This is a genomic window from Bacillus sp. LL01, assembly GCF_001037965.1.
Genome location: NZ_LFEL01000005.1, coordinates 1 through 23,961, shown reverse-complemented (window position 1 = coordinate 23,961; position 23,961 = coordinate 1). Strand labels below are relative to the sequence as shown.

Annotated in this window: 22 protein-coding genes and 1 rRNA gene; 17 read left to right on the top strand and 6 right to left on the bottom strand. The window is 43.1% G+C overall.

The annotated features are described in order from the left end of the window. The first annotated feature begins 59 nt into the window (after positions 1–59). Together AB685_RS15165 and mutY are read left to right on the top strand one after the other, a co-directional pair. Positions 60–377: a hypothetical protein gene (locus AB685_RS15165; RefSeq protein WP_053073832.1), complete on the top strand. Its 318-nt coding sequence runs from the start codon at positions 60–62 to the stop codon at positions 375–377. A 17-nt stretch (positions 378–394) separates the two neighbouring features. Further along, the gene (mutY, locus tag AB685_RS15160; protein ID WP_047971451.1) at positions 395–1,501 is read left to right on the top strand and encodes an A/G-specific adenine glycosylase; all 1,107 of its coding nucleotides are present in this window, start codon (positions 395–397) and stop codon (positions 1,499–1,501) included. 38 nt (positions 1,502–1,539) lie between these two features. Here the strand turns inward: mutY and AB685_RS15155 are convergent, their stop codons facing one another. After that, a complete protein-coding gene (locus AB685_RS15155; protein WP_047971450.1) occupies positions 1,540–1,764 on the bottom strand; it encodes a hypothetical protein in 225 nt (74 codons plus the stop codon). 108 nt (positions 1,765–1,872) lie between these two features. Between AB685_RS15155 and fabL the strand changes: the two genes are divergently transcribed. The 5 genes from fabL (at position 1,873) to AB685_RS15130 (ending at position 6,129) form a co-directional block, all read left to right on the top strand. Beyond that, positions 1,873–2,625, top strand: coding sequence for an enoyl-[acyl-carrier-protein] reductase FabL (fabL, locus tag AB685_RS15150; protein WP_198530528.1), 753 nt, complete (start codon positions 1,873–1,875; stop codon positions 2,623–2,625). 83 nt (positions 2,626–2,708) lie between these two features. Further along, entirely contained in the window at positions 2,709–2,906 is a 198-nt protein-coding gene (locus AB685_RS15145; protein WP_047971448.1) for a gamma-type small acid-soluble spore protein, read from the top strand. A gap of 216 nt (positions 2,907–3,122) precedes the next feature. Continuing rightward, positions 3,123–3,377 carry a YgaB family protein gene (locus AB685_RS15140; RefSeq protein ID WP_047971447.1) on the top strand — a complete coding sequence of 85 codons (255 nt, stop codon included), beginning with the start codon at positions 3,123–3,125 and terminating at the stop codon, positions 3,375–3,377. Between the two features lie 169 nt (positions 3,378–3,546). Further along, positions 3,547–4,077: a DUF402 domain-containing protein gene (locus AB685_RS15135; protein WP_047971446.1), complete on the top strand. Its 531-nt coding sequence runs from the start codon at positions 3,547–3,549 to the stop codon at positions 4,075–4,077. Positions 4,078–4,383: 306 nt separating this feature from the next. Continuing rightward, entirely contained in the window at positions 4,384–6,129 is a 1,746-nt protein-coding gene (locus AB685_RS15130) for an ABC transporter ATP-binding protein (RefSeq protein WP_047971445.1), read from the top strand. A gap of 327 nt (positions 6,130–6,456) precedes the next feature. Here the strand turns inward: AB685_RS15130 and AB685_RS15125 are convergent, their stop codons facing one another. The 3 genes from AB685_RS15125 to AB685_RS15115 form a co-directional block, all read right to left on the bottom strand. After that, positions 6,457–7,554, bottom strand: coding sequence for an aromatic acid exporter family protein (locus AB685_RS15125; protein WP_047971444.1), 1,098 nt, complete (start codon positions 7,552–7,554; stop codon positions 6,457–6,459). Positions 7,555–7,864: 310 nt separating this feature from the next. Then, positions 7,865–12,334: a glutamate synthase-related protein gene (locus AB685_RS15120; protein WP_047971443.1), complete on the bottom strand. Its 4,470-nt coding sequence runs from the start codon at positions 12,332–12,334 to the stop codon at positions 7,865–7,867. 356 nt (positions 12,335–12,690) lie between these two features. Continuing rightward, positions 12,691–13,986 (bottom strand): glutamate-1-semialdehyde 2,1-aminomutase, encoded by a 1,296-nt coding sequence (locus tag AB685_RS15115; RefSeq protein WP_047971442.1) that lies wholly within the window; start codon positions 13,984–13,986, stop codon positions 12,691–12,693. A gap of 503 nt (positions 13,987–14,489) precedes the next feature. Here AB685_RS15115 and AB685_RS15110 point away from each other — a divergent pair. From AB685_RS15110 to AB685_RS15095, 4 genes are all read left to right on the top strand, one after another. Then, a complete protein-coding gene (locus AB685_RS15110) occupies positions 14,490–15,542 on the top strand; it encodes an ATP-binding cassette domain-containing protein (RefSeq protein WP_047971441.1) in 1,053 nt (350 codons plus the stop codon). Continuing rightward, entirely contained in the window at positions 15,535–16,326 is a 792-nt protein-coding gene (locus tag AB685_RS15105; RefSeq protein WP_047971440.1) for an ABC-2 family transporter protein, read from the top strand. The genes AB685_RS15110 and AB685_RS15105 overlap by 8 nt, the downstream gene beginning before the upstream one ends. Before the next feature lie 3 nt (positions 16,327–16,329). After that, the gene (locus AB685_RS15100; RefSeq protein ID WP_047971439.1) at positions 16,330–17,115 is read left to right on the top strand and encodes an ABC-2 family transporter protein; all 786 of its coding nucleotides are present in this window, start codon (positions 16,330–16,332) and stop codon (positions 17,113–17,115) included. Between the two features lie 223 nt (positions 17,116–17,338). After that, complete coding sequence (locus tag AB685_RS15095) at positions 17,339–17,752, top strand: potassium channel family protein (protein ID WP_010198147.1); 414 nt, start codon at positions 17,339–17,341, stop codon at positions 17,750–17,752. Between the two features lie 4 nt (positions 17,753–17,756). Here the strand turns inward: AB685_RS15095 and AB685_RS31330 are convergent, their stop codons facing one another. Continuing rightward, positions 17,757–17,915, bottom strand: a complete 159-nt coding sequence (locus tag AB685_RS31330; protein WP_157860726.1) for a hypothetical protein — start codon at positions 17,913–17,915, stop codon at positions 17,757–17,759. A gap of 139 nt (positions 17,916–18,054) precedes the next feature. Here AB685_RS31330 and bcp point away from each other — a divergent pair, with 139 nt between their 5' ends. The 4 genes from bcp (at position 18,055) to perR (ending at position 21,880) form a co-directional block, all read left to right on the top strand. Next, complete coding sequence (bcp, locus tag AB685_RS15090; RefSeq protein ID WP_047971438.1) at positions 18,055–18,525, top strand: thioredoxin-dependent thiol peroxidase; 471 nt, start codon at positions 18,055–18,057, stop codon at positions 18,523–18,525. Positions 18,526–19,112: 587 nt separating this feature from the next. Further along, positions 19,113–20,660: an AbgT family transporter gene (locus AB685_RS15085; protein ID WP_047971437.1), complete on the top strand. Its 1,548-nt coding sequence runs from the start codon at positions 19,113–19,115 to the stop codon at positions 20,658–20,660. Positions 20,661–20,757: 97 nt separating this feature from the next. Next, positions 20,758–21,312: a cob(I)yrinic acid a,c-diamide adenosyltransferase gene (locus AB685_RS15080; protein WP_047971436.1), complete on the top strand. Its 555-nt coding sequence runs from the start codon at positions 20,758–20,760 to the stop codon at positions 21,310–21,312. Between the two features lie 133 nt (positions 21,313–21,445). Continuing rightward, on the top strand, positions 21,446–21,880 hold the full coding sequence (gene perR / locus AB685_RS15075; RefSeq protein WP_010198161.1) for a peroxide-responsive transcriptional repressor PerR: 435 nt from the start codon (positions 21,446–21,448) through the stop codon (positions 21,878–21,880). A 56-nt stretch (positions 21,881–21,936) separates the two neighbouring features. Here the strand turns inward: perR and AB685_RS15070 are convergent, their stop codons facing one another. Beyond that, on the bottom strand, positions 21,937–22,299 hold the full coding sequence (locus AB685_RS15070) for a YgzB family protein (protein ID WP_010198164.1): 363 nt from the start codon (positions 22,297–22,299) through the stop codon (positions 21,937–21,939). A gap of 192 nt (positions 22,300–22,491) precedes the next feature. On the opposite strand from AB685_RS15070, the gene AB685_RS15065 reads away from it, so the two are divergent. Both AB685_RS15065 and AB685_RS15060 read left to right on the top strand, forming a co-directional pair. Further along, positions 22,492–23,367: a nucleotidyltransferase-like protein gene (locus AB685_RS15065; RefSeq protein WP_047971435.1), complete on the top strand. Its 876-nt coding sequence runs from the start codon at positions 22,492–22,494 to the stop codon at positions 23,365–23,367. 381 nt (positions 23,368–23,748) lie between these two features. After that, a 16S ribosomal RNA gene (locus tag AB685_RS15060) occupies positions 23,749–23,961 on the top strand; the annotation flags it as partial.

Sequence of the window (23,961 nt, the reverse complement as noted above, 5' to 3'; positions counted from 1 at the left end):
TCGTTTAATTCGGAAAAAGCCTATTTTTATATTTTGATGCAAAAGGGGTGTTTTCAAACATGATAACAAAACAGTTGCATATTTTCATTCAATATCCTATAAAGGAAACAGTGACCTTGCAATATGAAGAAACGATGCAAAGGGTCTTAAGGGTAATGAGAGACATGGGTGCTAATGAGTTCAAATGGGCCAGGGAAGGCGATGAAAAAGGGGCGGCCTATTACCGCGAATCTTTTCTGCTACCGACTGAATCCCATTATTTTGCGATGAAAGCCCTTCGATGTTCTGAAGAGAATCATGTTTTTCATGAACTGTCTCAATATATTGATACAGAGGCCGGTGCTGTGCAATATGTCGGCCTGAAAATTACTAGCTGATTAACTGGAGGTTTATTTTGAATAAAGAGCGTAAGCACCACGAAAGACTTGATGATTTTGATATATATGGTTTTCAGCACGATTTAATTACTTGGTTTGAACGGGAGCAGCGAGATTTGCCCTGGAGAAAGGATCAGGACCCCTATAAAGTCTGGGTTTCCGAAATCATGCTCCAGCAGACGAAAGTGGACACGGTCATCCCTTATTTCAATTCCTTTATTGAGCAGTTCCCAAACATACAAAGTTTGGCGGAAGCGGAGGAGGACAGGGTCTTGAAGGCTTGGGAGGGGCTTGGCTATTACTCTCGTGCACGGAATCTGCAGAGTGCGGTAAGGGAAGTCCATGAGAGCTATGAAGGTATTGTCCCGAATTCGCCGAAAGAGATTTCTACTTTAAAAGGGGTAGGTCCGTACACGACAGGAGCTATTTTGAGTATCGCTTATGGTGTTCCGGAACCTGCTGTGGACGGGAATGTCATGAGGGTATTGTCTAGAATACTGATGATTGAGGACGATATTGCCAAACCGAAAACCCGGAAGATATTTGAAGAGGTCATTCGTGATTTGATTTCAAAAGAAAACCCTTCATTCTTTAATCAAGGACTGATGGAGCTTGGGGCGATGGTCTGCACACCAACCTCTCCGTCCTGTCTGTTGTGCCCTGTGAGGGAGCATTGCCGAGCTTTTGCCGAAGGGGTACAAACGCAGCTGCCTGTTAAAACGAAAAAGAAATCAACAAAGCAGGTTGCGCTTGTTGCGGGAATCCTGATGGACAGTGATGGCAGATTCCTGATTCACCGCAGGGCAGGTAAAGGCTTGTTGGCTAACCTATGGGAATTCCCCAACTTTGTAAAGGTGGACGAATTGGGAACAGCAAAGCAACAGCTGCATCAGTTGGTGAAGACAGAATATGGGATGGATGTAGCGGTTGGAGAGTATTTATGTGATATCAAGCATGTCTTCTCCCATTTGGTGTGGGATGTGAGTGTTTATGTCGGTAAATGGAGCGGGGAGATTCCACCGGATAGTGGATTGAATGCCGTAACGATGGAGGAAATGAAGAAGTATGCGTTTCCGGTATCTCATCAGAATATGTGGAAGGAATTTATGAAAATTAATCAATAGTAGAAGGATCAGCCATGTGGTTGATCCTTTTTGTGGTGTCAATCGTAACTGATTCGAGTTCCGTGTGTCCAGTCAGCATCGTGGCGTTTAAATCCTCCGCGTGCCTCGATTTCCAGGACAATTTCCCTGTGAATGCTTTGGCCCTCTGCATTTAAGTAAGGCACCATCTGTTGCAGGGAATGATGAAAGTAAGCGAGCTCACTGTCTTTCCATTCTTTTTTGGAATGCATGGATAGTTCGGTCATGTCACGTCCGACATACATAGCTTCCTGCCTCCTTCATGGCAAAGTATATGGGGTTATTGTTTGATGAATCAATAAGGCTTATACTGAAAGATATTATATATAGTTTCCATACATAAAGGAGTAGAGATTATGACAAACAAAGTGGCATTAGTAACGGGAAGCAGCCGTGGAATCGGTAAGAAAATAGCGTTGGAATTGGCAAAAGAGGGCTATAACATTGTCATCAACTATAATCGCAGCAAGACAGCGGCACAGGAAACGGCTACGGAGATCGAGTCACATGGTGTGAAAGTTTTGACAGTGAAAGCGAATGTCGGCCAACCAGAGAAGATTAAAGAAATGTTTGTGAAAATTGATGAAGAGTTCGGGCGTCTTGATTTATTGGTAAGTAACGCGGCATCCGGGGTATTGCGTCATGTGATGGAACTTGAAGAGTCTCATTGGGATTGGACGATGAACATCAATTCCAAGGCGTTGCTTTTCTTGGCTCAGGAGGCAGCAAAACGAATGGAGAAGGTTGGCGGAGGGAAAATCGTCAGCATGAGCTCCTTAGGTTCCATCCGCTATTTGAAAAACTACACCACTGTCGGCGTATCAAAAGCTGCCATTGAGGCATTGACTCGTTACCTGGCTGTTGAGTTGGCTGATAAGAATATCGTCGTAAATGCGGTATCTGGTGGAGCAGTGGATACGGACGCATTGAAACATTTCCCAAATAGAGAAGAATTACTTGAGGATGCGAAGAGCAATACGCCTGCTGGACGAATGGTGGAACCAGATGACCTGGTGAATACAGTTATGTTCCTATTATCTGATCAATCGAGTATGATTCGTGGGCAAACAATTATTGTGGATGGAGGAAGATCTTTACTCGTCTAAAATATACAGAAAATATTTTTTTAACTTTTTGTCATAGTTTACCCTCGAAATGGTTATCTTAAATTTCGTGGAGGTGATAAACAATGGCAAACAACAACCAACAAAACCAAGCTAACAAAACAGCTTCTGGTACAAGCGTTCAACACGTGAAACAACAAAATGCTCAGCAAAACCAACAACAATTCGGTGCTGAATTTGCGAGTGAAACAAACGCTCAACAGGTGAGACAACAAAACGCTCAATCTGCAGCTAAAAAGAACCAACAAAACCAACAACAATAATAAAGAAATAACAAGAAGCACTCCTTATCACACCGATGGGGAGTGCTTCTTCGTTGTGGAGGGGGAAATTCCTGCGGGGGTCTGACCCCCGATTTAAAATATTTTTCGGTCGACAAAACTTCCCTTTGGTCTACATATGTAGTCAAAGGGTTTGGGGGTAGGGGGAAGAATGTTATGTAGTAGAGGGGTATTGTATTTGGTAAGGAGGAGAATTTTATGGAGGATAGGTTTGATATGGCGGTGGCTGAGCAATTGAAGACGATGGATAGGCTTTTATTGCTGCAAGGTGAGATTGAACAAAGCCAGAAAGTGGAGGAACAGTTGCAGCAGCTGAAGGAAGAAGCGGAAAAGCTCGAAAAATTAAAAGAGGATATAGCCAAAATGAAAGAGGATTTGGCGGAAATACAATCGGTTTTCGAAACGCAAACGGAAGAGGCAATTCGATCCTACCACTTACAAGGGTCTGTGTAATCGGAAATATTTTTACGTTCAGAGCGTTATAACTTTAACGGTGGAGCTATCTTCTTTTCATAAAGATGGCTCTTTTGTTTTAAATTTTCACTTGAAACGTTATAATAGTAGAAAATGGTTTGCTTTTAACTGAGAAGTGCGGGCATAAAAAAGAAAGAAGGGGAGAGGAATGGGTTGTCCCAAAGAAGGTGAAACAATACAAATACATAGCTATAAGCACAATGGTCTTATCCATAGAGTCTGGGATGAGACGACAGTGCTTAAGGGGACGCAAAACCTTGTTATTGGTGGAAACGACAAAACCATTGTGACAGAATCGGACGGAAGAACCTGGATCACAAGGGAACCGGCTATTTGTTATTTTCATGGGAAGCATTGGTTCAACATTATCGGTATGATCAGAGAAGATGGGGTGTACTACTATTGCAATATCAGCTCCCCTTTTATCGCGGATGATGAAGCGTTGAAATACATAGATTATGACCTTGATATAAAGGTATTTCCTGATATGACGTTTATTTTGTTGGATGAGGATGAATACGAGAAGCATCGTAAAGAGATGAACTATCCTGAAGTCATCGATAAAATTCTTAAGAGCAATGTTCAAACGTTGATTTCGTGGATCAGGCAGCGGAAAGGCCCGTTTGCCCCAGACTTTATCGATTTGTGGTATGAGCGTTACCTCACGTATAGAGGGTAATTTTTGCAAAAGGTACCTGGTTAGTTGATATGCCAGGCCTTTTTTGTTTTATGGACAGTTAAAACATTCTTAAATATTGAGTGTTTTCTAGCTGTTGATTGGAGCACGGGGCGTAGACTCCTGAGGGAGATATCGGTAGCTTGAGCCCCCGCAACGAAGTGAGGAGGCTCAAGCACCGCCCCTAGGAAAGCGAAGCCCAGTGCGGAAATCAACAGCGGCGTTTATATGATTACATACATGTTTTAATACGGAAAGCGGAAGCTAACAAGAAAGAGAAGTTAGCAGACATCAATGGGAGGAAGTCAATTGGATAGTATAAAGAGGTACATGCAATTTGTGAAGCCTTATCGGTGGCAGATTGTCGGTACCATCCTTATTGGGATGCTGAAATTCGGTTTGCCATTATTAATTCCTTTATTATTAAAATACGTTGTGGATGATATATTGCTGATGGACGGTCGGTCAGCAGAAGAGAAAACGAATGAGTTGCTTCTTATCATGGGAGCTATCTTTGTGACTTTTTTAGTGTTAAGACCGCCGATTGAGTATTACAGACAATACTTCGCACAATGGACAGGCAGTAAAATTCTTTATGACCTGCGGGATAAGCTGTTTGACCATATTCAACGCTTGAGTTTGAGGTTTTACTCCAACAATCGGGCAGGAGAAGTTATTTCAAGGGTCATCCATGATGTGGAACAGACGAAGCACTTTGTCATCACGGGCTTGATGAACTTTTGGCTGGACCTTGCGACCATTTTAATCGTGATCATTATCATGTTCCAGGTGGATATCACTTTGACACTTGTGTCCATCATGTTGTTCCCGTTTTATGGATTTTCGATCAAATATTTTTACAGTCGGTTACGCCATCTGACAAGAGTGCGTTCTCAGGCATTGGCCGAAGTGCAGGGCCATCTGCATGAGCGTGTTCAGGGGATGCCTGTCATTCAAAGTATGGCAATTGAGGACTATGAGCAGGAGCAGTTCAAGAAACAGAACACCAACTTTTTGCATAAAGCACTGGATCATACAAGCTGGAATGCAAAAACTTTTGCAGTAGTGAACACAATTACGGATATTGCCCCGCTACTTGTTATCGGGTATGCAGGGTATCAAGTAATTAATCAAGGGCTGACGGTCGGAGAAATGGTCATGTTTATTGCATATATCGACCGCCTATACAATCCGTTGCGCAGGCTGATCAACTCTTCAACAACATTGACTCAGTCCATTGCATCAATGGACCGTGTGTTTGAATTCGTGGATGAAAAGTATGATATTACGGATAAGCCTAATGCCATGGAATGTAAAACGGCACGCGGGGAAGTCAGCTTTGAAAATGTCTCCTTTAAGTACGAGGAGAATGAAGATTACGTATTGAAGAATTTGTCGCTGCAAGTCCGCGAGGGGGAAACCATTGCACTTGTCGGAATGAGTGGTGGAGGAAAATCCACTCTGGTCAGCTTGTTGCCAAGATTTTATGACGTTACTGACGGTAAAATAAAGCTGGATGGAGTGGACATACGTGATGTAACGGTCCAATCGTTGCGGAAGCAGATCGGAATCGTCCTTCAAGACAGCATTCTGTTTAGTGATACCGTTCGCGAAAATATTGCTCTTGGGAAACCTGATGCAACGATGGAAGAAATTATCGAAGCTGCCAAAGCAGCAAATGCGCATGATTTTATCTCGAGCTTGTCTGAAGGCTATGAAACGAAGGTGGGAGAGCGCGGTGTGAAGCTTTCAGGTGGCCAAAAGCAGCGTGTTGCCATCGCTCGCGTGTTCCTGAAAAATCCGCCGATCCTTGTGATGGATGAAGCAACATCCGCACTGGATCTCGAAAGTGAGCATCTGATTCAGGAGTCGCTAGAACGCTTGGCGGCCAATAGGACAACCTTTGTTGTTGCCCATCGCCTTTCTACAATCACCCATGCAAGCAGAATCGTCTTGCTTGAGCACGGGAAGATTGTTGAGGTCGGGTCTCATGAAGAGTTAATGAGGAAAAAAGGACATTACTATAATCTATTTACGATTCAAGAGATAAGTTAATTAAGTATCTTTAGTGAGCCAACCTTTGGCGTAGGTAAGTTACTGCTGAAGGTTGGTTTTTTGTGTGGGGAAAATGTTTAAAATTTATGAATTGTACGGTTCAGAGGTGAGCTTCTACCCTATACGGTCTACTGTTCTACCTTTCAGTGGCCAGCTACTACATTTCCTGGATTGCTTTCTACATTTCCCAAACTAGCTTCTACATTTCCCAAACCAACTTCGACCTTTCCGCTATTATGTCACCTCAAAAAATCACTTGTCATCTTAGAACCCAATCAAAAAACACCTCCCCGCAAAACTTCAGCAGGAAAGTGCTTCATATTACTTTTATTCTTCTTCATTTTCTCCAATTTCAAACTCATTATCATCTACATGATATTTCTGGAAGCTGTCAATCAATTTGTCCAAGTGTTCTAATTGGTCACTGTAATCAATGATCTTGGAGACGAGAGGGAACAGATGGTACCAGACTTCGACGTCGCCTTCGTATTCACCCCAGTTTTCTTTGTGAATCATGAACTTATCAATGAATTGCTGCTTGTTAAAGCGTTCTTCTTCATACATTTCCGATGTGTTGTGCTGTTTTATTTTACCAACGAATTTCAGTAGGATCTGTTCGTGCAAGTTTACCAGGTGATCCAGTTCTGCTTTGATATAATGCTGATATTCGACAGGCATATGGTGCAGTTCGTTTTCCAGTCGGTGTAGCGTCTTCAATGTGTATAATGCCCGGTTACTCGTCAGAATCAGTTGTCTGAATATAACGAGTTTGCGTGCTTTGGAACTTGATTTCTTCAGAGTAGGGAAGTAGGTTCGCTCTTCTTGATATAGCATGAACAGTTGCTCAAGCTTCAGCACTCGTTGGCGGAGCATTTCAATATCCGTTTTCAGAAGGTGATGCTCTGTACCATGACGCATGTTGATGCGGATCCATTTCAAAATGTCCTCTGTCGTTAATTTCACCTTATAGTAAAGTCTTGTTTCGTATTTAGGCGGTAAAAAGATCAGATTTACTAGAAAGGCACATAAAATACCAATCATGACGGTCGAAAAACGTACGAGGGCAAATTCAAGAAAATTTTCCCCAGGGCTTTCCATAATCGCGATAACAGTCACAAGTGCTAGAGGAATCGTGTTTTCAATCTTAAGCTTCAGGTTGATTCCAATGACAAAGATTGCTGTCAGACCGATGATGAATGGGTCATGGCCAAAGAGTAAGGAAAAGATGATGGCTAAAATTGCTCCGATCAGGTTTGCCTGCACATGTTCAATAATGGATTGATATGATTTATAAATGGATGGTTGGATAGCAAAGATCGCTGCGATTCCTGCAAAGAAGGGAGTGGGAACATTGAGCCACTGGGCCACAAAAAGGGCAAGGGTTATCGCGATACCGGTCTTAACTATACGGGCACCAAGTTTCATTTTTAATAAAATTCCTTTCCTGTGTTTCCGTTTTATATAGCCTACTTACTGGTGAGCTAAACACATATGAATTATATGTTGCGCTGTAAGTATCTTAAACACCTAATGTACTATACAACGTTTCGAAACTTCGTGCAATAAGTTAATGAATAAATTTACAAAAAATGGGCTGTTGGTTTGGTTGATATAATAGCCCTATTTCTTATTATCCATTGCCTTCCATTAATTTATCCTACAAAAATAGCACCCCATTGACGGGTGCTATTTTGTTTTCCTATTAGGCTGGTTTTCATAAAAGAGCCTTCTATTATTACTCAGTTGAAACAGCTGGGTCTGCCTGTTCTTTGACAGGGTTGACCTGTAGGAAGTATGCTGACGGGTTATCGAGCATCTGCTTGATTTCCGCGGCTTCTTCCAATTGATGCTGGTCCTTTAGGGACTGATGATAGATGGATAGTAGTTCTACCACATCTTTTGTTCCTGCAGCATTAAGAGGTTCGATGTTCACTTTCGCACCTTTTGCGATACGGCGTTGTAGTGCTTCTTTCGTCAAGCCCATTTCCGGCTGGTGACGGAGGTAAACTGCACCGCCTGTCATCCCTGCGCAGATCCATGGGCCAGGGTCACCAAGTACGAGCCCGCGTCCGTTTGTCATGTATTCAAATGCGAAGCCCTTGATGTTGGCGTTGACTCCAAGGTTCCCGTGCTCAACTGCTGGAATAGGAGTGGTTACTTTTCCACCTATGATCATGTCAGCACCTGATAGACGGATACCTGCGCGGGCGTCGGCATTACCTTGGACGACAAGTGCACCTTTCTGGGCACCATAGCCAAAGCCTTTTCCGACAGAGCCGTTATAGAACTTGCCGTCTTTCCCTTTATATTTAAAGACGAAGATGCTTCCACCGAATGCAGTTTTTCCGATGCCATCCTGTGCGCCACCCTCTACTTTGATGTTGATACCAGTTGAGTTGTAGGCACCAAGACCGTTACCAGGAATGGAGCCTTTGTTATATCGAAGCTCCACATCCGGCAATTCCAGATATGAGCCATCCAAACGTCCACGTACTCGGTGGCAGGAAACACGGCTACCAAGGACACGTTGCTCGGCTGTCACCGCATCGAATTGACGGGATTCATGCAGATCGCTTTCTTGGTAATCAAGATATTCTGCACCTGCTGCAACAAGAAGCTTTTCTTTTTCCATGCTTGCAGCTACTTCTTTTTGTGCAAGCTGTGGCACGTCTAACGTATGAAGCAGGTTGGAAAGATCCAGCGATTCCAAACCACGCGTCTGTTCAAGAAGGTCGGAGCGGCCAACGATATCCTGCAGATTCTCAAAACCTAGGGAAGCGGTCAATGCTTTCAGTTCTTCACCAAAAGCGGTGAAAAGGTTCATCAATCCTTGAACTGCAAGATCCGATTGTCTTGGAACAAAGCGGCGCAATCCGTGATCCTTCGCTTGTGCTTCGGATTCGATTTGCGTTGCGATTCCAACGTGACATGTATCCAAGTGACAGCCGCGGCATGTCGTACAACCAATGGCGATCATGGAAAGTGTTCCAAATCCAATACGGTTCGCACCTAAGAGCATGACCTTCATGCAGTCGAGTGCGCTCTTAATTCCGCCGTCCGCCCAGACTTCCACTTTGTTGCGGAGGCCGGATTCTATTAACGCGTTATGCGCAGCTTTTACACCAATTTCCACTGGCAAACCTACATATTGAAGGGCATGTATTCTCGCTGCCCCTGTACCGCCGTCAAAACCACTGATCGTGATGATGTCGGCACCAGCCTTTGCGATTCCGACTGCAATCGTTCCGATATTTGGAACAACCGGTACTTTTACGGCAACTTTCGCCTGATCGTTGGCTGTTTTCAGCTCGGCAATCATCTGAGCCAAGTCTTCGATGGAGTAGATATCATGGTTATTGGATGGAGAGATTAAATCCGATCCAATCGTTGCATTACGTGCTTCAGCGATTTTGGCAGTTACTTTTGATCCTGGCAAGTGTCCACCTTCACCAGGCTTTGCACCTTGCCCGATCTTGATTTCCAACAGGTTGGAAGAGTTCAGTAGCTCAGCATTCACTCCAAAACGTCCGGAGGCAACCTGCTGTCCGCGCGTTTTTGGGTATTTTCCAAGCATATCCTTGATCTCGCCACCCTCACCGTTAAGGCTGACCATGTTCAGCTTATCCGCAGCTTCGGCATAGGCTCTGAACGCAATCTCGTTCTGGGAACCAAAGGACATAGAAGCGATGACGAATGGAAGGTTGTGCGCGCCTACTCCGATATTCACTTTTTCTTTGGTAGTCTGTTTGTCAGATACCTTCAAATCGGTCAAGTGACGGATGGTAATAGGATTTTTTGTTTCCTGTTCATTCAGTTTCTCGCGATAATCATCGTACGTTCCGTTCTTCGCAACATCTCCAATTGCTTTCCAGATACGTGGGAAGAGATGAAACGACTTGCCTGGACGTGCTTTTTCATCTTCAAAGTCAATTGCACGATCAGCAGCATCCTCTTTTAATTTTGCAAAATTGAATCCGAGCTTATCGGAACCAAGGAAGTTGACGATTCCAAGGGCATCTTCTAATTCTTTATGAAGGCCGATTGCAGAGAACAGGCGTCCATATCCTCTTAGTTCATGAATTCCGATAGTGGAAATTACTTTCTCCATTCCTTTAGTCAACGCACCAAACAGGTTCACAACAGGTTTGGTTATGTCATCGCTAACCGTGCCGAACAAAAGGTATGGACTGATGGCATTTGCTCCAAGACCGATTGCGACCATCACATCATGCAGAGAACGGATGGCACCGGAACGAAGCAACAGTGCACATTTACGGCGATACTGGTGCTGAACCAGTTCTTCATTGATGGCTGCTGTCACAAGATGCGGGTCTAACCAAAGTTGACCATCCTTATGTGCTTGGGCATCATCAATAATCAGTAATGTTTTACCGTCTTTTACCGCGTCCACCGCTTCCATTTTTAAACGGTCCAATGCAGTGGGGATCTTTTCATCCGTACCACAAGTGGCATTTAGGTAATATGTCAGCCCTTGTGTGTGGAACTGGTTTACGACTTGGTCATATGATGGTTGCCCCAATTCTGCGGCACAGTCCATGCCAACCTGACCTTCCACTAATAATGGAGTAAGAAGTTCAATTGTGTACCCGTTAGGTATCTCCTCTTCACTTTGCAAAGCAGGACGAGCTCCAATAACTGTTCTTGTGGAAAAGTGCTCTGTCTCACGGTCACGGTCAATCGCAGGGTTCGTAACAACCGCAACGCTTTCTTTTATAAAATCAGCGATATTGCTGCGACCTGGATTCATGGCAGCAAGTGGAACGTCATGACCAAGGGAGCGAATTGGTTCAGCACCTTTTTCCGCCATTTGTTCAATCATTTGAATATGCTCACGGTCCCACCCAAATGCGGCATAATGTCCGTTATGGACTTTCGCAAGCGGAGCGGTAGATACATAGCTCTCAAGCTTCGGTGCATTTAGACGCTCAGCGAAGCCTCTGACCGCGAACTTTTCGTTCATGCGCTGGTAGACTTCCTCTTGATAAGCATGATAGTCATATACTTTGATCGTGTCGCCATCCCATTTCATCCCGACTTTTTCACCAGGGGAGAAAGGTTTCGGCTCTGCCATGTATTCCGTTGTCGGAATGATTCCAGGCTCTGATGAAAAATAATAAGATGTTTCCGTCTCAAGCATCCAAAGTGGACGCAAGCCAAGGGCATCCAAGCTGAACACCGCTTCATCCTTATTTCGGGAGATGATACCCGCTGGACCTTGTGCAAAGTGCCCCCACGTTTCACGGACATATGTGTAAAGGTCCTGTAAGTGAGCAGGATAGCTCTTGATTTCATTGATAATTGGAGGGAACACGATATCAAGCGCTTCAAAGAGCGTGAAACCGTCTCGTGAAATCAATGTATCGATTGTTCTGTTCAAGTCTTGTGAATCACTTCCACCGTTCGTCAGTGGCACACCGATCATGGTCGCCTCATCACGAAGCTTTGCAATCGTGTTGATTTCTCCGTTATGCCCTAGGACGCTAAATGGCTGCACACGAAAAAAGTTCGAGAGTGTATTAGTAGAGTAGCGGTTATGGCCAAGAGTCATCGTAGATGCAACTAGCGGGTTAGCCAGGTCATGATAGAATTTCGGCAAAATATCCCCGGCACCCATCACTTTATAGACTGCATGGTAGTTGGAAAGTGATGCTACATGTACGTCATCATTCTTTTCAATTTCAATGGCAGCATGGAACAATTGCGCCTGTGTACAGTCCTGATCTTCGGAAACAAGGGCAATCTGCCAGAAGACAGGGTCCTGGATGATGGCAATTGGTCCTAATGCTTCAGAAGAAGTGACCGTGTCAGAAGCGAAAACAAGCTTAAGAGACTCTTTTTCTAAAATACTTGTAATCTCCTTTTTCACTTGGTCCACGTCAACGTGATGATTGATGAAAAAGTGGCCGACTACGAAATCTTCGCGATCTACCAGGGAAGCGTCCTGATCAACTTTCTCAAGTTTTTTCTTCCATAGCGCAAGAGGGATGTCGATATGGATACCAACACCATCTCCTTCACCGTTAATGAAACCTGCACGGTGATTCATTTTGACAAGTGCATCTATACAGTCATCGATATTTTTCTTTGTTGGGATTTTTTTCTTTTCGATAGCGGATACAATACCACATGCATCATGTTCTGCGTTGTGAAAATCTTTAAATGTACTTGGACTCCAATTTTTCATATGGATTGGCTGTTAACTAGGGATATAAGAGGGGACCCTAACTAGCCATTCACCTCCTGTGGTTTGATAGTTTAATAAGAAAAACGCGTGCAGTTAATTTGTAGTAGCTGTACGCTCTGCGTGAGGTTTGCCATACGGTTTTCTTATAAATAGGTAAAAAGTGAGGAAAAATAAATAAGGGAATTTTCAGACTTTAAATTATATATTAACATTTCAAACAATAAAAATCAATTTTTTATGCAAAAAAATGAAGAAGTCATACAAGTAAGGGTAGATAGAAAACGTTTATTTGTAAGCGTTTTCAATGCAAGTCATAGAAAAAGACAGCGTATGGGTGTACACGCTGTCTTGTATATTTATGCATTCGCCAATTCTTTGAATGCGTGCTCTACTGCATCCAGAGTAACTTTTACGTCTTCTTCCGTATGCTCGGTTGTTACAAACCATGCTTCATATTTAGAAGGGGCAAGGTTAATTCCTTGATTCAGCATCAGTTTGAAAAATTTTGCGAACTGCTCGCCGTCGGTGTTTTCCGCCTGTTCGTAGTTGACCACCGTTTCGTCTGTAAAATAGATGGTAAGTGCTCCTTTAAGGCGGTTGATGGTAATGGTGATTCCGTACTTTTCTGCTCTTTCGAGAATACCTTCTTCAAGCAAGCGTCCAATATGGTCGAGGTGTTCGTAGACTCCTTCTTTTTGGAGGACTTCCAAGCATGCGATCCCCGAAAGGATGGATGCCGGGTTACCAGCCATGGTTCCTGCCTGATAAGCAGGTCCGAGCGGTGCCACTTTTTCCATGATTTCCGCACGGCCGCCATATGCACCAATCGGAAGTCCGCCACCGATGATTTTCCCAAGAGCAGTCAGGTCAGGTGTAATTCCCAACATATCCTGTGCGCCACCGTACATAAAGCGGAATGCCGTGATTACCTCATCGTAAATCACCAGTGCTCCAGCTTCATGACTGATGTCGTTCACTGCTTGAAGGAATCCGGGCATCGGTTCCACAATTCCGAAGTTACCTACGATCGGCTCCACAAGAACACCTGCAATCTGCTCGCCCCATTTTTCCATTGCTTCACGGAACGGTTCGATGTCGTTAAAAGGAACGGTGATCACTTCATTGGCAATACTCTTCGGTACGCCGGCGGAATCCGGGATTCCCAATGTTGCGGGACCAGATCCTGCTGCAACGAGTACAAGATCGGAATGGCCGTGATAGCAACCTGCAAACTTGATAATTTTGTCGCGACCTGTGTAGGCTCGCGCTACACGGATGGTTGTCATGACCGCTTCCGTACCTGAGTTGACAAAGCGCACCTTGTCCATCCCAGGCATCGCTTCTTTTAGCATTTTCGCAAACTTCACCTCGTGGGGAGTAGGAGTTCCGTATAGGACCCCGTTTTGGGCCGCTTTTGTAATGGCTTCTGTAATATGCGGGTGGGCATGACCTGTGATGATTGGTCCGTATGCTGCCAGGTAGTCTATGTACTTATTGCCGTCTATATCCCAGAAGTATGCTCCTTCCGCTCGTTCCATTACTACAGGCGCTCCGCCACCAACTGCTTTATACGAACGTGACGGGCTGTTTACACCGCCGACTATATGTTGTAGTGCTTCTTCGTGTATTTGTTCGGATTTTGTGAAATTCATTTTGCTTGAATCCTCCTCTTGATTTGGGTAGACCAAATGATATGTTATTTTATCATGAATGCGTGGGTGATGTAATGGAAAACAGAATTCCCAAACCTTCCCGTTTGAGTGTTCCCCTTCCTTTGTAATAAACTAGTCTCTATGAGCTTTTTTTACAAGGCTCTTTTCTCAAAGATTGTTGCTATTCACAAGTAAAAAGTCGGCAATTGGACTTTTTACCAAGAAAAGTTGGCTATTGGACTTTTTACCAAGAAAAATCGGCTATTGGACTTTTTACCAAGAAAAATCGGCCTTTGGATTTTTTACCAAGAAAAATCGGCCTTTGGATTTTTCACAGCTTATCTACTCTAAAATTGGCATGTAGGTTATTCTGTACGCCGGGAAAAGAGCACGACAGTAAGGAATATAAAGGTTGATTAAAAAATACGAAATAGCAACAAAGTTTACGAAAATAGCCTTTTATAAAGAGGTAATTTTCATATAAAAGAAAGGAAGAAAAATAGATGCATAACGTAATAGAAGTAGATTCACTTCGCAAAGAGTTTAAAGCATATTCTAGTCGTTCTGGTTTGAAGGGAGCGTTCCGAGACCTTTTTACAAGAAACTATAAAATAGTGCCAGCCGTCCATGATGTTTCTTTTAACATCAAGCAAGGGGAGATGGTTGGGTATATCGGGGAGAATGGTGCTGGAAAATCGACCACCATTAAAATGTTGACGGGGATCCTCACCCCGACATCCGGTACGGTACGTGTAAACGGGATGAACCCCCACAAAGAAAGAGAGGAGTTTGTCCGTTCCATTGGTGTCGTGTTCGGTCAGCGCTCCCAGCTTTGGTGGGACATAGCGGTTCAGGAATCATTCCGACTTCTAAAAAAGGTGTACAAGGTGTCGGACGAGGATTATAACGAGCATATGGAACATGTCATCCAAACTCTCGATATCGGCCACCTGTTGGACAAGCCGGTCCGAAAGCTCTCGCTTGGTCAACGTATGCGTTGTGAACTGGCAGCGGCGCTCATTCACAATCCGCCACTGCTATTCCTGGACGAACCGACAATCGGTCTGGATGTTCTCGTGAAGCTGAGAATCAGGCAGTTCCTAAAGGAAATAAACGAAAAGTATAAAACGACCATCCTGTTGACCACGCATGACATGGCGGATATTGAAGCACTTTGTGAGAGGGTTGTCATGCTCGATGAGGGGAAAATCATCTATGATGGATCACTACAAAAGCTACGCAACAACTGGGGAGAAGGGAAGCAGATCCGTTTTCAATTTGCCCAAAATGTAATGGAAGAACAACTCGCACAACTTACTCCCGACCTAGAAGTCCTCTGGAAAAACGAAGGGAAGGAAACAATCTGGAGTGCGGTTGTACCAAAAGAAGAGGATGAAATCTCTGAACTGATAGGAAGGGTTGTCGGTAAGTTCGCCATCACGGATCTCACCATCCAGGAGATTTCCACAGAGGAAATTATCCGCAACATTTACGAAAAGGGAATGGCTGCCACGCAACCACAATCCGAAACGGAGCCGGTGTTGACCCATGGATAAATATATTGAAATGATACGGATTCGCTTTTTGATGATGCTTGCGTATCGAACCAATTACTATTCAGGGATTCTGATATACAGCATCAATATCGGTGCCTACTATTTCCTTTGGCAGGCTATCTATAGTGGAAAAGAGGATATCCAAGGCATCTCCACCATCCAGATGACAACATATGTCGCAGTTGCCTGGATGGCTCGGGCATTTTATTTTAATAATATTGACCGCGAAATCGCTCAGGAGATAAAAGAAGGAAAGGTTGCAGTTGAGTTAATCAGGCCTTATAACTACCTTGGCATGAAGACCATGCAAGGACTGGGAGAGGGAATTTTCCGTCTCGCGTTCTTCTCGATTCCCGGGATGGTAATCGTGGCGCTTGTTTTTCCGCTGGAGTTCTCGGCAAACCTTACCACTTGGGGGCTATTCGGCATCTCCATCATTTTCAGCTTTATCGTGAATACACAGATAAATCTGCTGACTGGTATTATGACGTTCTTTCTATTTAATAATGACGGCCTGATTCGGGCCAAGCGTGTGGTCATTGATTTGTTCTCGGGATTACTACTTCCAATAAGCTTTTATCCGTTATGGGCACAAGACATCATGAGTTTTCTGCCTTTTCAGGCGATCAGCTATATTCCCAGCATGATTTTCACAGAGGGTATTACAGGTAACGCGGTATTTCAAGCATTGCTCCTGCAGGTGGTTTGGGTATTCATCTTGATCATCCCTATTCAATTGCTATGGAATCTGGCAAAAAAACAACTAGTCGTGCAAGGAGGGTGAGGAATGTTTTATATCTCGATGTTTTTTCAATACATGGGCCAATATATGAAAACGCGGTTCCAATACAGGGCTGACCTAGTCGTGGAAATCCTCTCCGACTTGCTGTTCCAGGCGGTCAACCTGGTGTTCATCCTGGTTGTTTTTGGTCATACGCAGTTCTTGAGCGGTTGGAGCAGGGAAGAGATCATCTTCATCTATGGCTTCTTTTTGGTGCCATATGCACTGTTTTCCGCGTTTTTCAATATTTGGGATTTTAATGAACGGTACATTGTAAAAGGGGAGATGGACCGCATCCTGACAAGACCGATCCACAGCCTGTTCCAAGTAGTGCTTGAGCGGATGGAGTTGGAGTCGTTATTCGGTGTCGTGACAGGTGTTGCCATCATGATATATGCCGGAAGTTCGCTAGGGTTAAGCTTTGCTTGGTACGATTACATTCTTCTGGTTGTATTTGTTCTAGGAGGAGCACTCGTCTATGCGGGGATCTTCGTTCTGCTTGCAAGCATCGGCTTCTGGTCAGATGCCAGAACGTCAATTATGCCAATGATGTATAATATTGGGAACTACGGCAGGTATCCGGTGGACATCTACAACAGTGTCATTCGATTTGTTTTAACGTGGATTCTTCCATTCGCCTTTGTCGGCGTTTATCCTTCTGCCTATTTTCTCGGAAGATCTGAGTGGTATGGATACGCCTTTATGACTCCGTTCATCGGAGTGGCGTTCTTTGTTCTAGCCGTGTTTGTCTGGAACGTCGGTGTGACAAAATATAGAGGTGCAGGGAATTAACAATTAAAAAGTGGATTGGAGCGGAAGGCACTCGACTCCGGCGGGAGGTAGCGGTAGGTTGAGACCCTGAAGCGTTGTGAGGAGGCTCAAGCACCGCCCCGCGGAAAGCGAGTGACTGCAGCGAGAAGGAACGGTAAAACTCTTTATAGATACAAAAAAAGCATACCTATTCTTCTACTGCGTATATTGTACTAATGGCATGTCCGCGTATTGGAGGAATAGGATGCTTTATTTATTTATTGTCATATTCATTTTCATTGCTATCTTCATCAGTTTCTCGCATGTATTCTCTTCAGAAAGCAGAAGCATTCCCTATGTATCAAAAGAGACACTATTGTTGTTACTGCTTATATACTCCACGCTTTTACTTTCCTTTGGACTTTTATATACAGTTTTGCATATTGAAGGACACCCTGTTTTGTTGGAGAGGGGAGAGCTGATCAGTGGAAGTTATTTTTCCATCTTCTTTCGCTCGGTCTATTTCAGTGCCATTACTATTCTGACGGTTGGTTACGGTGATATAACACCTATAGGGATAGGCAGGGCCATCGCCATGACGGAGGCGTTGATCGGTTTTGTCATGCCGGCAGCATTTGTAGTCAGGGTGGTACTGCATATGGACGGGCGTGAGAGGTGAACTTTTAATTCCCCTCGTTTAAAAACCGGTTTGATAATTCGGATACCGGCTCCGGGCAATTATCATCAGTGTTTACTGCAGTCTCTATGGACTTCTGGTGGACGCTGATTTTCTTATTGTGCTCTGTTACTGCGCCTTCACGTGATACTTCTTCCTTTTCCATGACACTTTCCTCCATTCATTCGAATCTCTCATTAGTTTAGGTCATTTGACAAAGTATATGTATGACATCTCATTTCTTGATAATTCCACATTCTTTCGATAGGCTTAGATAAACACTCTATTACAAGGAGGAAAAAGAAATGACAATTGAAGTTGGCAAAAAGGCACCTGATTTTTCACTGCTTTCCAATACCGGGGAAACGGTTACACTTTCAAGTTATCGCGGCAAAAATGTAGTTCTTTATTTTTATCCGAAAGATATGACCCCTGGGTGTACAACACAGGCCTGCGATTTTCGTGATATGCATGAGGATTTCTCAAACCTCGACACAGTAATTCTTGGTGTCAGTCCGGACCCTCAATCTAAGCACGAAAAGTTCATTGAAAAGCACGGTTTGCCGTTTCTGCTTTTAGTAGATGAGAATCATGAAGTGGCTGAGCTTTATGATGTATGGAAGTTGAAGAAGAATTTCGGTAAGGAATACATGGGAATTGAGCGATCCACCTTTCTTATCGATAAAGAGGGAGAAATGGTGAAAGAGTGGAGAAAAGTGAAGGTGAAGGGCCATGTGGAAGCGGCCTTGAGCTTTGTAAAAGAAAATCTGCAGTAGAAAAGCCCATTTCATTGAAAATAAGTCAAATGTCTAACTCCAAAAGAGGCATACTTGAGTATTTTATAAGTGTAGGGCATACCTCCTCAAAAGTTGACGTGATTAGAGTGCGAGCATAAAGCTTGCACTCCTTTTTATGTTGCACACCTGAAAGTTCAATATTTATATTAATGCTCAAAAAGAAGGTTTTATGGATAAAGTAAGAGAGGATGTATAATAAGACAAGTAGCGTTATTTTAGTAAGGCTCTTTTCTCAAAGATTGTTGCTAATTGCTAGTAAAAAGTCGGCATTAGGACTTTTTACCGTTTATCTACTTTAAATAACGCATGCCATTTATATTGGACAACTAGGAAAAGAGCACGACAGCAACGATTATAACGTTTGTAGTAAAATTTCGAAAAAGCAACAAAGTTTACGAAAACAGCCTTTAGTATAGAATACATAGTATTAATATTATTTCAAAAATTGGTTATTTTTCGCATATTCCTATAACCCTTCCATTGGAAAGGGTTTTTTATTATACTGGTAAAGGATTTTTTGCTATTATTTTTTGAAAATTTGATAGATTGAGAAAGGGGATTTCTTTATGGAAGCAACTCAAAAGAAACGTGGCTTTGTTATGCGTGCTCTGGACAGTATTGAGCGTGTAGGAAACAAGCTGCCACATCCGGTAACTCTATTCGCGATATTCGCGTTATTAGTTATTGTCGCTTCTGGAATTTTTTCCAGTTTGGGCGTCCAGGTAGACGATCCATTGAATGAAGGAGAAGTACTGCAAGTTAAAAACCTATTCAGTTCAGAAGGGATTGCCTACATCTTTGGAAGTGCTGTAACCAACTTTACAGGCTTTGCTCCACTTGGAACAGTGCTTGTAACAATGATTGGTATCGGTATCGCTGAAAGGTCCGGTCTTATCAGTGCGGCTCTTCGGGGTATGGTTACATCCGTACCGAAACAGTTAATGACAGCTGCTTTGGTATTCGGTGGTATCATGTCATCCATGGCTGCTGATGCAGGTTATGTTGTTCTTACACCACTCGGTGCGGTCCTTTTCGCAGGGCTTGGCCGACATCCGCTTGCAGGTCTAGCGGCAGCATTTGCTGGTGTATCAGCAGGATTCAGTGCAAACCTATTGCTGACTTCTCTAGATCCACTATTGGGGTCACTAACACAAGAAGCTGCAGCAACTGTTAACCCTGAATACGCTGCAGGTATGAACTATATGATGAATTACTACTTCATGTTCGCTTCAGTATTCGTACTTACTATTGTTGGTACATTTGTAACGGATAAGATTGTAGAACCTCGTCTTGGTGAGTACAAAGGTGCCTACAAAGGGGACGTTAACTTCCTTAAGCCTGAGGAGAAAAAAGGTTTATGGGCAGCATTGTTTGCATTTATTGCAACAATTGCAGTATTGGCTTTACTTGTTGTTCCTTCTTGGGGACCACTGCGTGGAGATGGTACATTCCTTGAAGCGCCATTCTTCCATACGCTTGTACCAGTAATTCTGATTATGTTCTTCATTCCAGGACTTGTCTATGGGATGATCACGAAATCAATTAAAAATGATAAAGATATAGCAAACCAGATGTCTGACACAATGGCAACGATGGGTGCGTACATTGTCCTTGCCTTTGTTGCAGGTCAATTTGTCGCTTATTTCAATGAAACAAACCTGGGACTTGTTCTTGCTGTAAATGGTGCAGAACTGATTCAAGGTATCGGATTTGACAGTTCCAACCGTTTCATGAGTATCGTATTGATACTAGTGTTTATGATTGTTGCTGGATTCATAAACCTGTTTATCGGAAGTGCATCAGCTAAATGGGCGATCATGGCCCCTGTATTCGTTCCAATGATGATGGGTCTCGGTTACTCACCGGAACTGACTCAATTGGCATACCGTCTTGCAGATTCCACAACAAACGTCATCTCACCACTAATGCCATACTTCGCAATCGTAATTGCGTTTGCACAAAAGTATGATAAGAAAGTGGGAATCGGTACACTTATCTCAACGATGATACCGTACTCTGTATTCTTCTCCATCGTATGGGTAATCATGTTGGTCGTATGGATTTTGACAGGTCTGCCTATCGGACCTAATGCGCCGATTGATTATGTTGGATAAAAAAATGAAAACACCTGCTGTCCTTGATGGACTTGCAGGTGTTTTTTTGCTATAAGGGGAATAGAGTGAAAATAACTGAAGTTAAGGGGATGGGGATATGAAAATTTACACGAAAACAGGCGACAAAGGACAAACTTCTCTCGTTTACGGACAAAGAGTGGATAAAAATCATGTGCGTGTTGAAGCATATGGTACATGTGATGAAGCAAACTCGATGATTGGGCTGGCAGTAGCATTTCTTAACGATGAAAAATTCCCACGTAAAGAAGAATTGCTCAAATCCTTCTCCAACATTCAAACAATCCTCTTTCACGTCGGAGCGGAACTTGCCACTCCGACAGGGAAAGAAGTGAAATGGAAGCTGAATGAAAATCATGTAAAAAGCTTAGAGGACGAAATGGATGAGCTAGACGCAACGCTTACACCTTTGAAGAATTTCATTTTACCTGGGGGAACGAAAGCTGGAGCGACATTGCACAGTGCACGAACAATTGTCCGAAGAGCGGAAAGATCTGCTGTGGGTCTGAGTGATGAGCTTTCGCCGAACGTCCTGGCTTATTTGAACCGCCTTTCCGATTATCTGTTTGTTGTAGCAAGGTATGTGAACAGCCAATTAAAAAGGGAAGAACCGGTTTTGAAGCCAGAGGTTTAAAATTCGCATTACTTCATATAGATAATAGTAGAAAAGAGCTTAGTAATAATATTGACAAAAATATCGATATCACGGTACACTAATTATAAATATTATAAAGTAATAATCTTTATGAAAAGTGAGGTGCATGACTGTGGCAAACGAACAATTAAAAGAAGCGCTTGAAACGCTAAAACAAACTGGAGTTCGCATAACTCCACAGCGTCATGCGATTTTAGAGTATCTTATTCAATCAATGTCCCACCCGACAGCTGACGATATATACAAAGCACTTGAAGGAAAGTTCCCGAACATGAGTGTCGCGACCGTGTACAACAACCTGAGAGTTTTCCGTGAAGTAGGACTTGTGAAAGAATTGACCTACGGAGACAACTCCAGCCGTTTTGATTACGTGACAACCGACCATTACCATCTGATCTGTGATGAATGCGGCAAAATTGTCGACTTCCATTATCCTGGTCTTGATGAAGTGGAAGCGTTGGCTGCCCATGTTACCGGATTCAAAATTGCTCGCCATCGCATGGAAATCTACGGGGTTTGCCCGGAATGTGACAAAGGTGCGCATTAACGAAAGCTTGCACCTAATAGAACTCGTGGAAACCAAATATAAAAAAGCTGATAGGATCAAATCCTATCAGCTTTCTTTTTTGAATTATAGTCTTCATTGAACTCTTTCCCCTCAAGAGAAGGATCCATCGTTAGCGGTTCATTGCAATACATACACATGTCGACGCGCCCGAGAACTTTGGTATGCTTCCCGCAGTTGGGGCAAACTACCTGCACTGCCTTGGTCGAAAGCATTCCGATCCAAAAGTAAACGACAGTGGAACCAACAATGCATAAAAGACCCAACAACATGAACAAAGTCATGACGAGCATATTTCCTTGAAAGAAAATACCTATATACATAACGAAGAAACCTATAAATACCAGACTGAGTGCAAAGGTTCTGATTTTATTTATTTTACTGGAATATTTACGAGCCATAGCCACTACCTCCTAAAACATTATAATAGCACATTTTTATAGAAAATGAAGAAATCAAAGCACAGATCTTACAAGAAGTAAGTTGACGGAATGTTCTGGATTAAAATTGAAAAAAGGTTTTTAAAAGAAAGTGTCGAATAATAAAAGTGTCGAATAATAGGGGAAACCCTTTTAAATATGGAGGTCTCTAAGATGGAAGATTTACTTCGTCCTATCTATCAAGAACGTGCAAGTCAATCCAATACGCAAGGAATCTTAATGATAGAAAAGAAAAACCCTGTAAGCCCCAATACAGATAAGTTTGATGTAATTCTCTTTATGGTTGTAAAAGAGCTTGATGAATCTCTTTACGTGAAACATTATGAACTACTGCAAAAAAAGGCTGCCCTTTATATCGCAAGCGAGCAACAATTGGAAGAGTGGATTACACTTGGAACAAACCGAAGAGTGATTGACTGGATCATAAACGGTAAAGTCCTGTTTGACCGGAATGAGTTCATCTATTCTCTGAGAAGTAAGCTCCTCGACTTCCCTTTAGAAGACCGAAAGCTGAAAATAGGACTGGAATTTGCTAAATTGATAAGAAGATACCTAGAAGGGAAAGACTTCTTTGATTCTAAACATTACATTGATGCCTATAACCACATCGTCCACTCCCTTCATCACCTAGCGAGGTTGGCTGTAATTGACCATGGCTTCCATCCTGAAATCACGGTGTGGAACCAAGTGAAGAAAATAGAACCGGAAATCTACAAGTTATATGAAGAACTTATTCAAGGGGATGAACCAATCGATAAAAGATTGGAGCTTCTGTTCCTCGCAAATGAATTTATGATCTATTCCAGAACACGTACAGGTGCAAAACATCTGTTGGAAGTATTGGAAGAAAAAGAAGAGGCCTGGTCCTACAATGAAATGCTTCACCATCCAAAATTGCGAAAGTATTCCGTAGATCTGAGTGTCCTTGTGGAATATCTGGTCGAAAAGGGATTCTTGCAGGTGGAGAAAAAAGAAACCAAAGGCAATGGGGTATATCACCGTCTATATCAAGTTGTTCCTGATAAATAAATAGAAGTGGTTGCATTTGCCGAGGCTCCTGCAGAGAGGTATTCTCTTAGGGAGCTTCACCATTTAAAATCATTCGAAAAATTATTTCGAAAAAGTTTAAAAGATATATTGACGGTCGATAATATTACATGGTATATTATTATTCGTCGCCGCAAGAGAAAAGCTTGCTAGCGACAACGAGAAAAAAAGAAACTCAAAAAACATGTTGACTTAAACTTACGAAACATGTTATATTAGTAAAGTCGCTTCTGAGCGATTAGCAGATTGAAATGATCTTTGAAAACTAAACAAAACAACAGCGTCAAACGTTAATCCTACGAGATTAACAAATGAACGAAAAGTAAGACAAGCTAGCAAATTTTGAGCAAAAGCTCAAACTCTTTATTGGAGAGTTTGATCCTGGCTCAGGACGAACGCTGGCGGCGTGCCTAATACATGCAAGTCGAGCGGACTTCTTAAAAGCTTGCTTTTAAGAAGTCAGCGGCGGACGGGTGAGTAACACGTGGGCAACCTGCCTGTGAGACTGGGATAACTTCGGGAAACCGGAGCTAATACCGGATAATATAAGGAACCTCCTGGTTCTTTATTGAAAGA

Bases quoted from the DNA above. Each gene is read 5' to 3' on its own strand.
- AB685_RS15135 (WP_047971446.1), top strand. From the start codon at position 3,547: ATGGGTTGTCCCAAAGAAGGTGAAACAATACAAATACATAGCTATAAG.
- AB685_RS31330 (WP_157860726.1), bottom strand. From the start codon at position 17,915: ATGGAAAAGGAAGAAGTATCACGTGAAGGCGCAGTAACAGAGCACAAT.
- bcp (WP_047971438.1), top strand. From the start codon at position 18,055: ATGACAATTGAAGTTGGCAAAAAGGCACCTGATTTTTCACTGCTTTCC.
- AB685_RS15110 (WP_047971441.1), top strand. From the start codon at position 14,490: ATGCATAACGTAATAGAAGTAGATTCACTTCGCAAAGAGTTTAAAGCA.
- AB685_RS15140 (WP_047971447.1), top strand. From the start codon at position 3,123: ATGGAGGATAGGTTTGATATGGCGGTGGCTGAGCAATTGAAGACGATG.
- AB685_RS15105 (WP_047971440.1), top strand. From the start codon at position 15,535: ATGGATAAATATATTGAAATGATACGGATTCGCTTTTTGATGATGCTT.
- AB685_RS15065 (WP_047971435.1), top strand. From the start codon at position 22,492: ATGGAAGATTTACTTCGTCCTATCTATCAAGAACGTGCAAGTCAATCC.
- AB685_RS15120 (WP_047971443.1), bottom strand. From the start codon at position 12,334: ATGAAAAATTGGAGTCCAAGTACATTTAAAGATTTTCACAACGCAGAA.
- AB685_RS15100 (WP_047971439.1), top strand. From the start codon at position 16,330: ATGTTTTATATCTCGATGTTTTTTCAATACATGGGCCAATATATGAAA.
- AB685_RS15085 (WP_047971437.1), top strand. From the start codon at position 19,113: ATGGAAGCAACTCAAAAGAAACGTGGCTTTGTTATGCGTGCTCTGGAC.
- AB685_RS15155 (WP_047971450.1), bottom strand. From the start codon at position 1,764: ATGTATGTCGGACGTGACATGACCGAACTATCCATGCATTCCAAAAAA.
- AB685_RS15080 (WP_047971436.1), top strand. From the start codon at position 20,758: ATGAAAATTTACACGAAAACAGGCGACAAAGGACAAACTTCTCTCGTT.
- AB685_RS15145 (WP_047971448.1), top strand. From the start codon at position 2,709: ATGGCAAACAACAACCAACAAAACCAAGCTAACAAAACAGCTTCTGGT.
- AB685_RS15095 (WP_010198147.1), top strand. From the start codon at position 17,339: ATGCTTTATTTATTTATTGTCATATTCATTTTCATTGCTATCTTCATC.
- AB685_RS15165 (WP_053073832.1), top strand. From the start codon at position 60: ATGATAACAAAACAGTTGCATATTTTCATTCAATATCCTATAAAGGAA.
- AB685_RS15125 (WP_047971444.1), bottom strand. From the start codon at position 7,554: ATGAAACTTGGTGCCCGTATAGTTAAGACCGGTATCGCGATAACCCTT.
- AB685_RS15115 (WP_047971442.1), bottom strand. From the start codon at position 13,986: ATGAATTTCACAAAATCCGAACAAATACACGAAGAAGCACTACAACAT.
- AB685_RS15070 (WP_010198164.1), bottom strand. From the start codon at position 22,299: ATGGCTCGTAAATATTCCAGTAAAATAAATAAAATCAGAACCTTTGCA.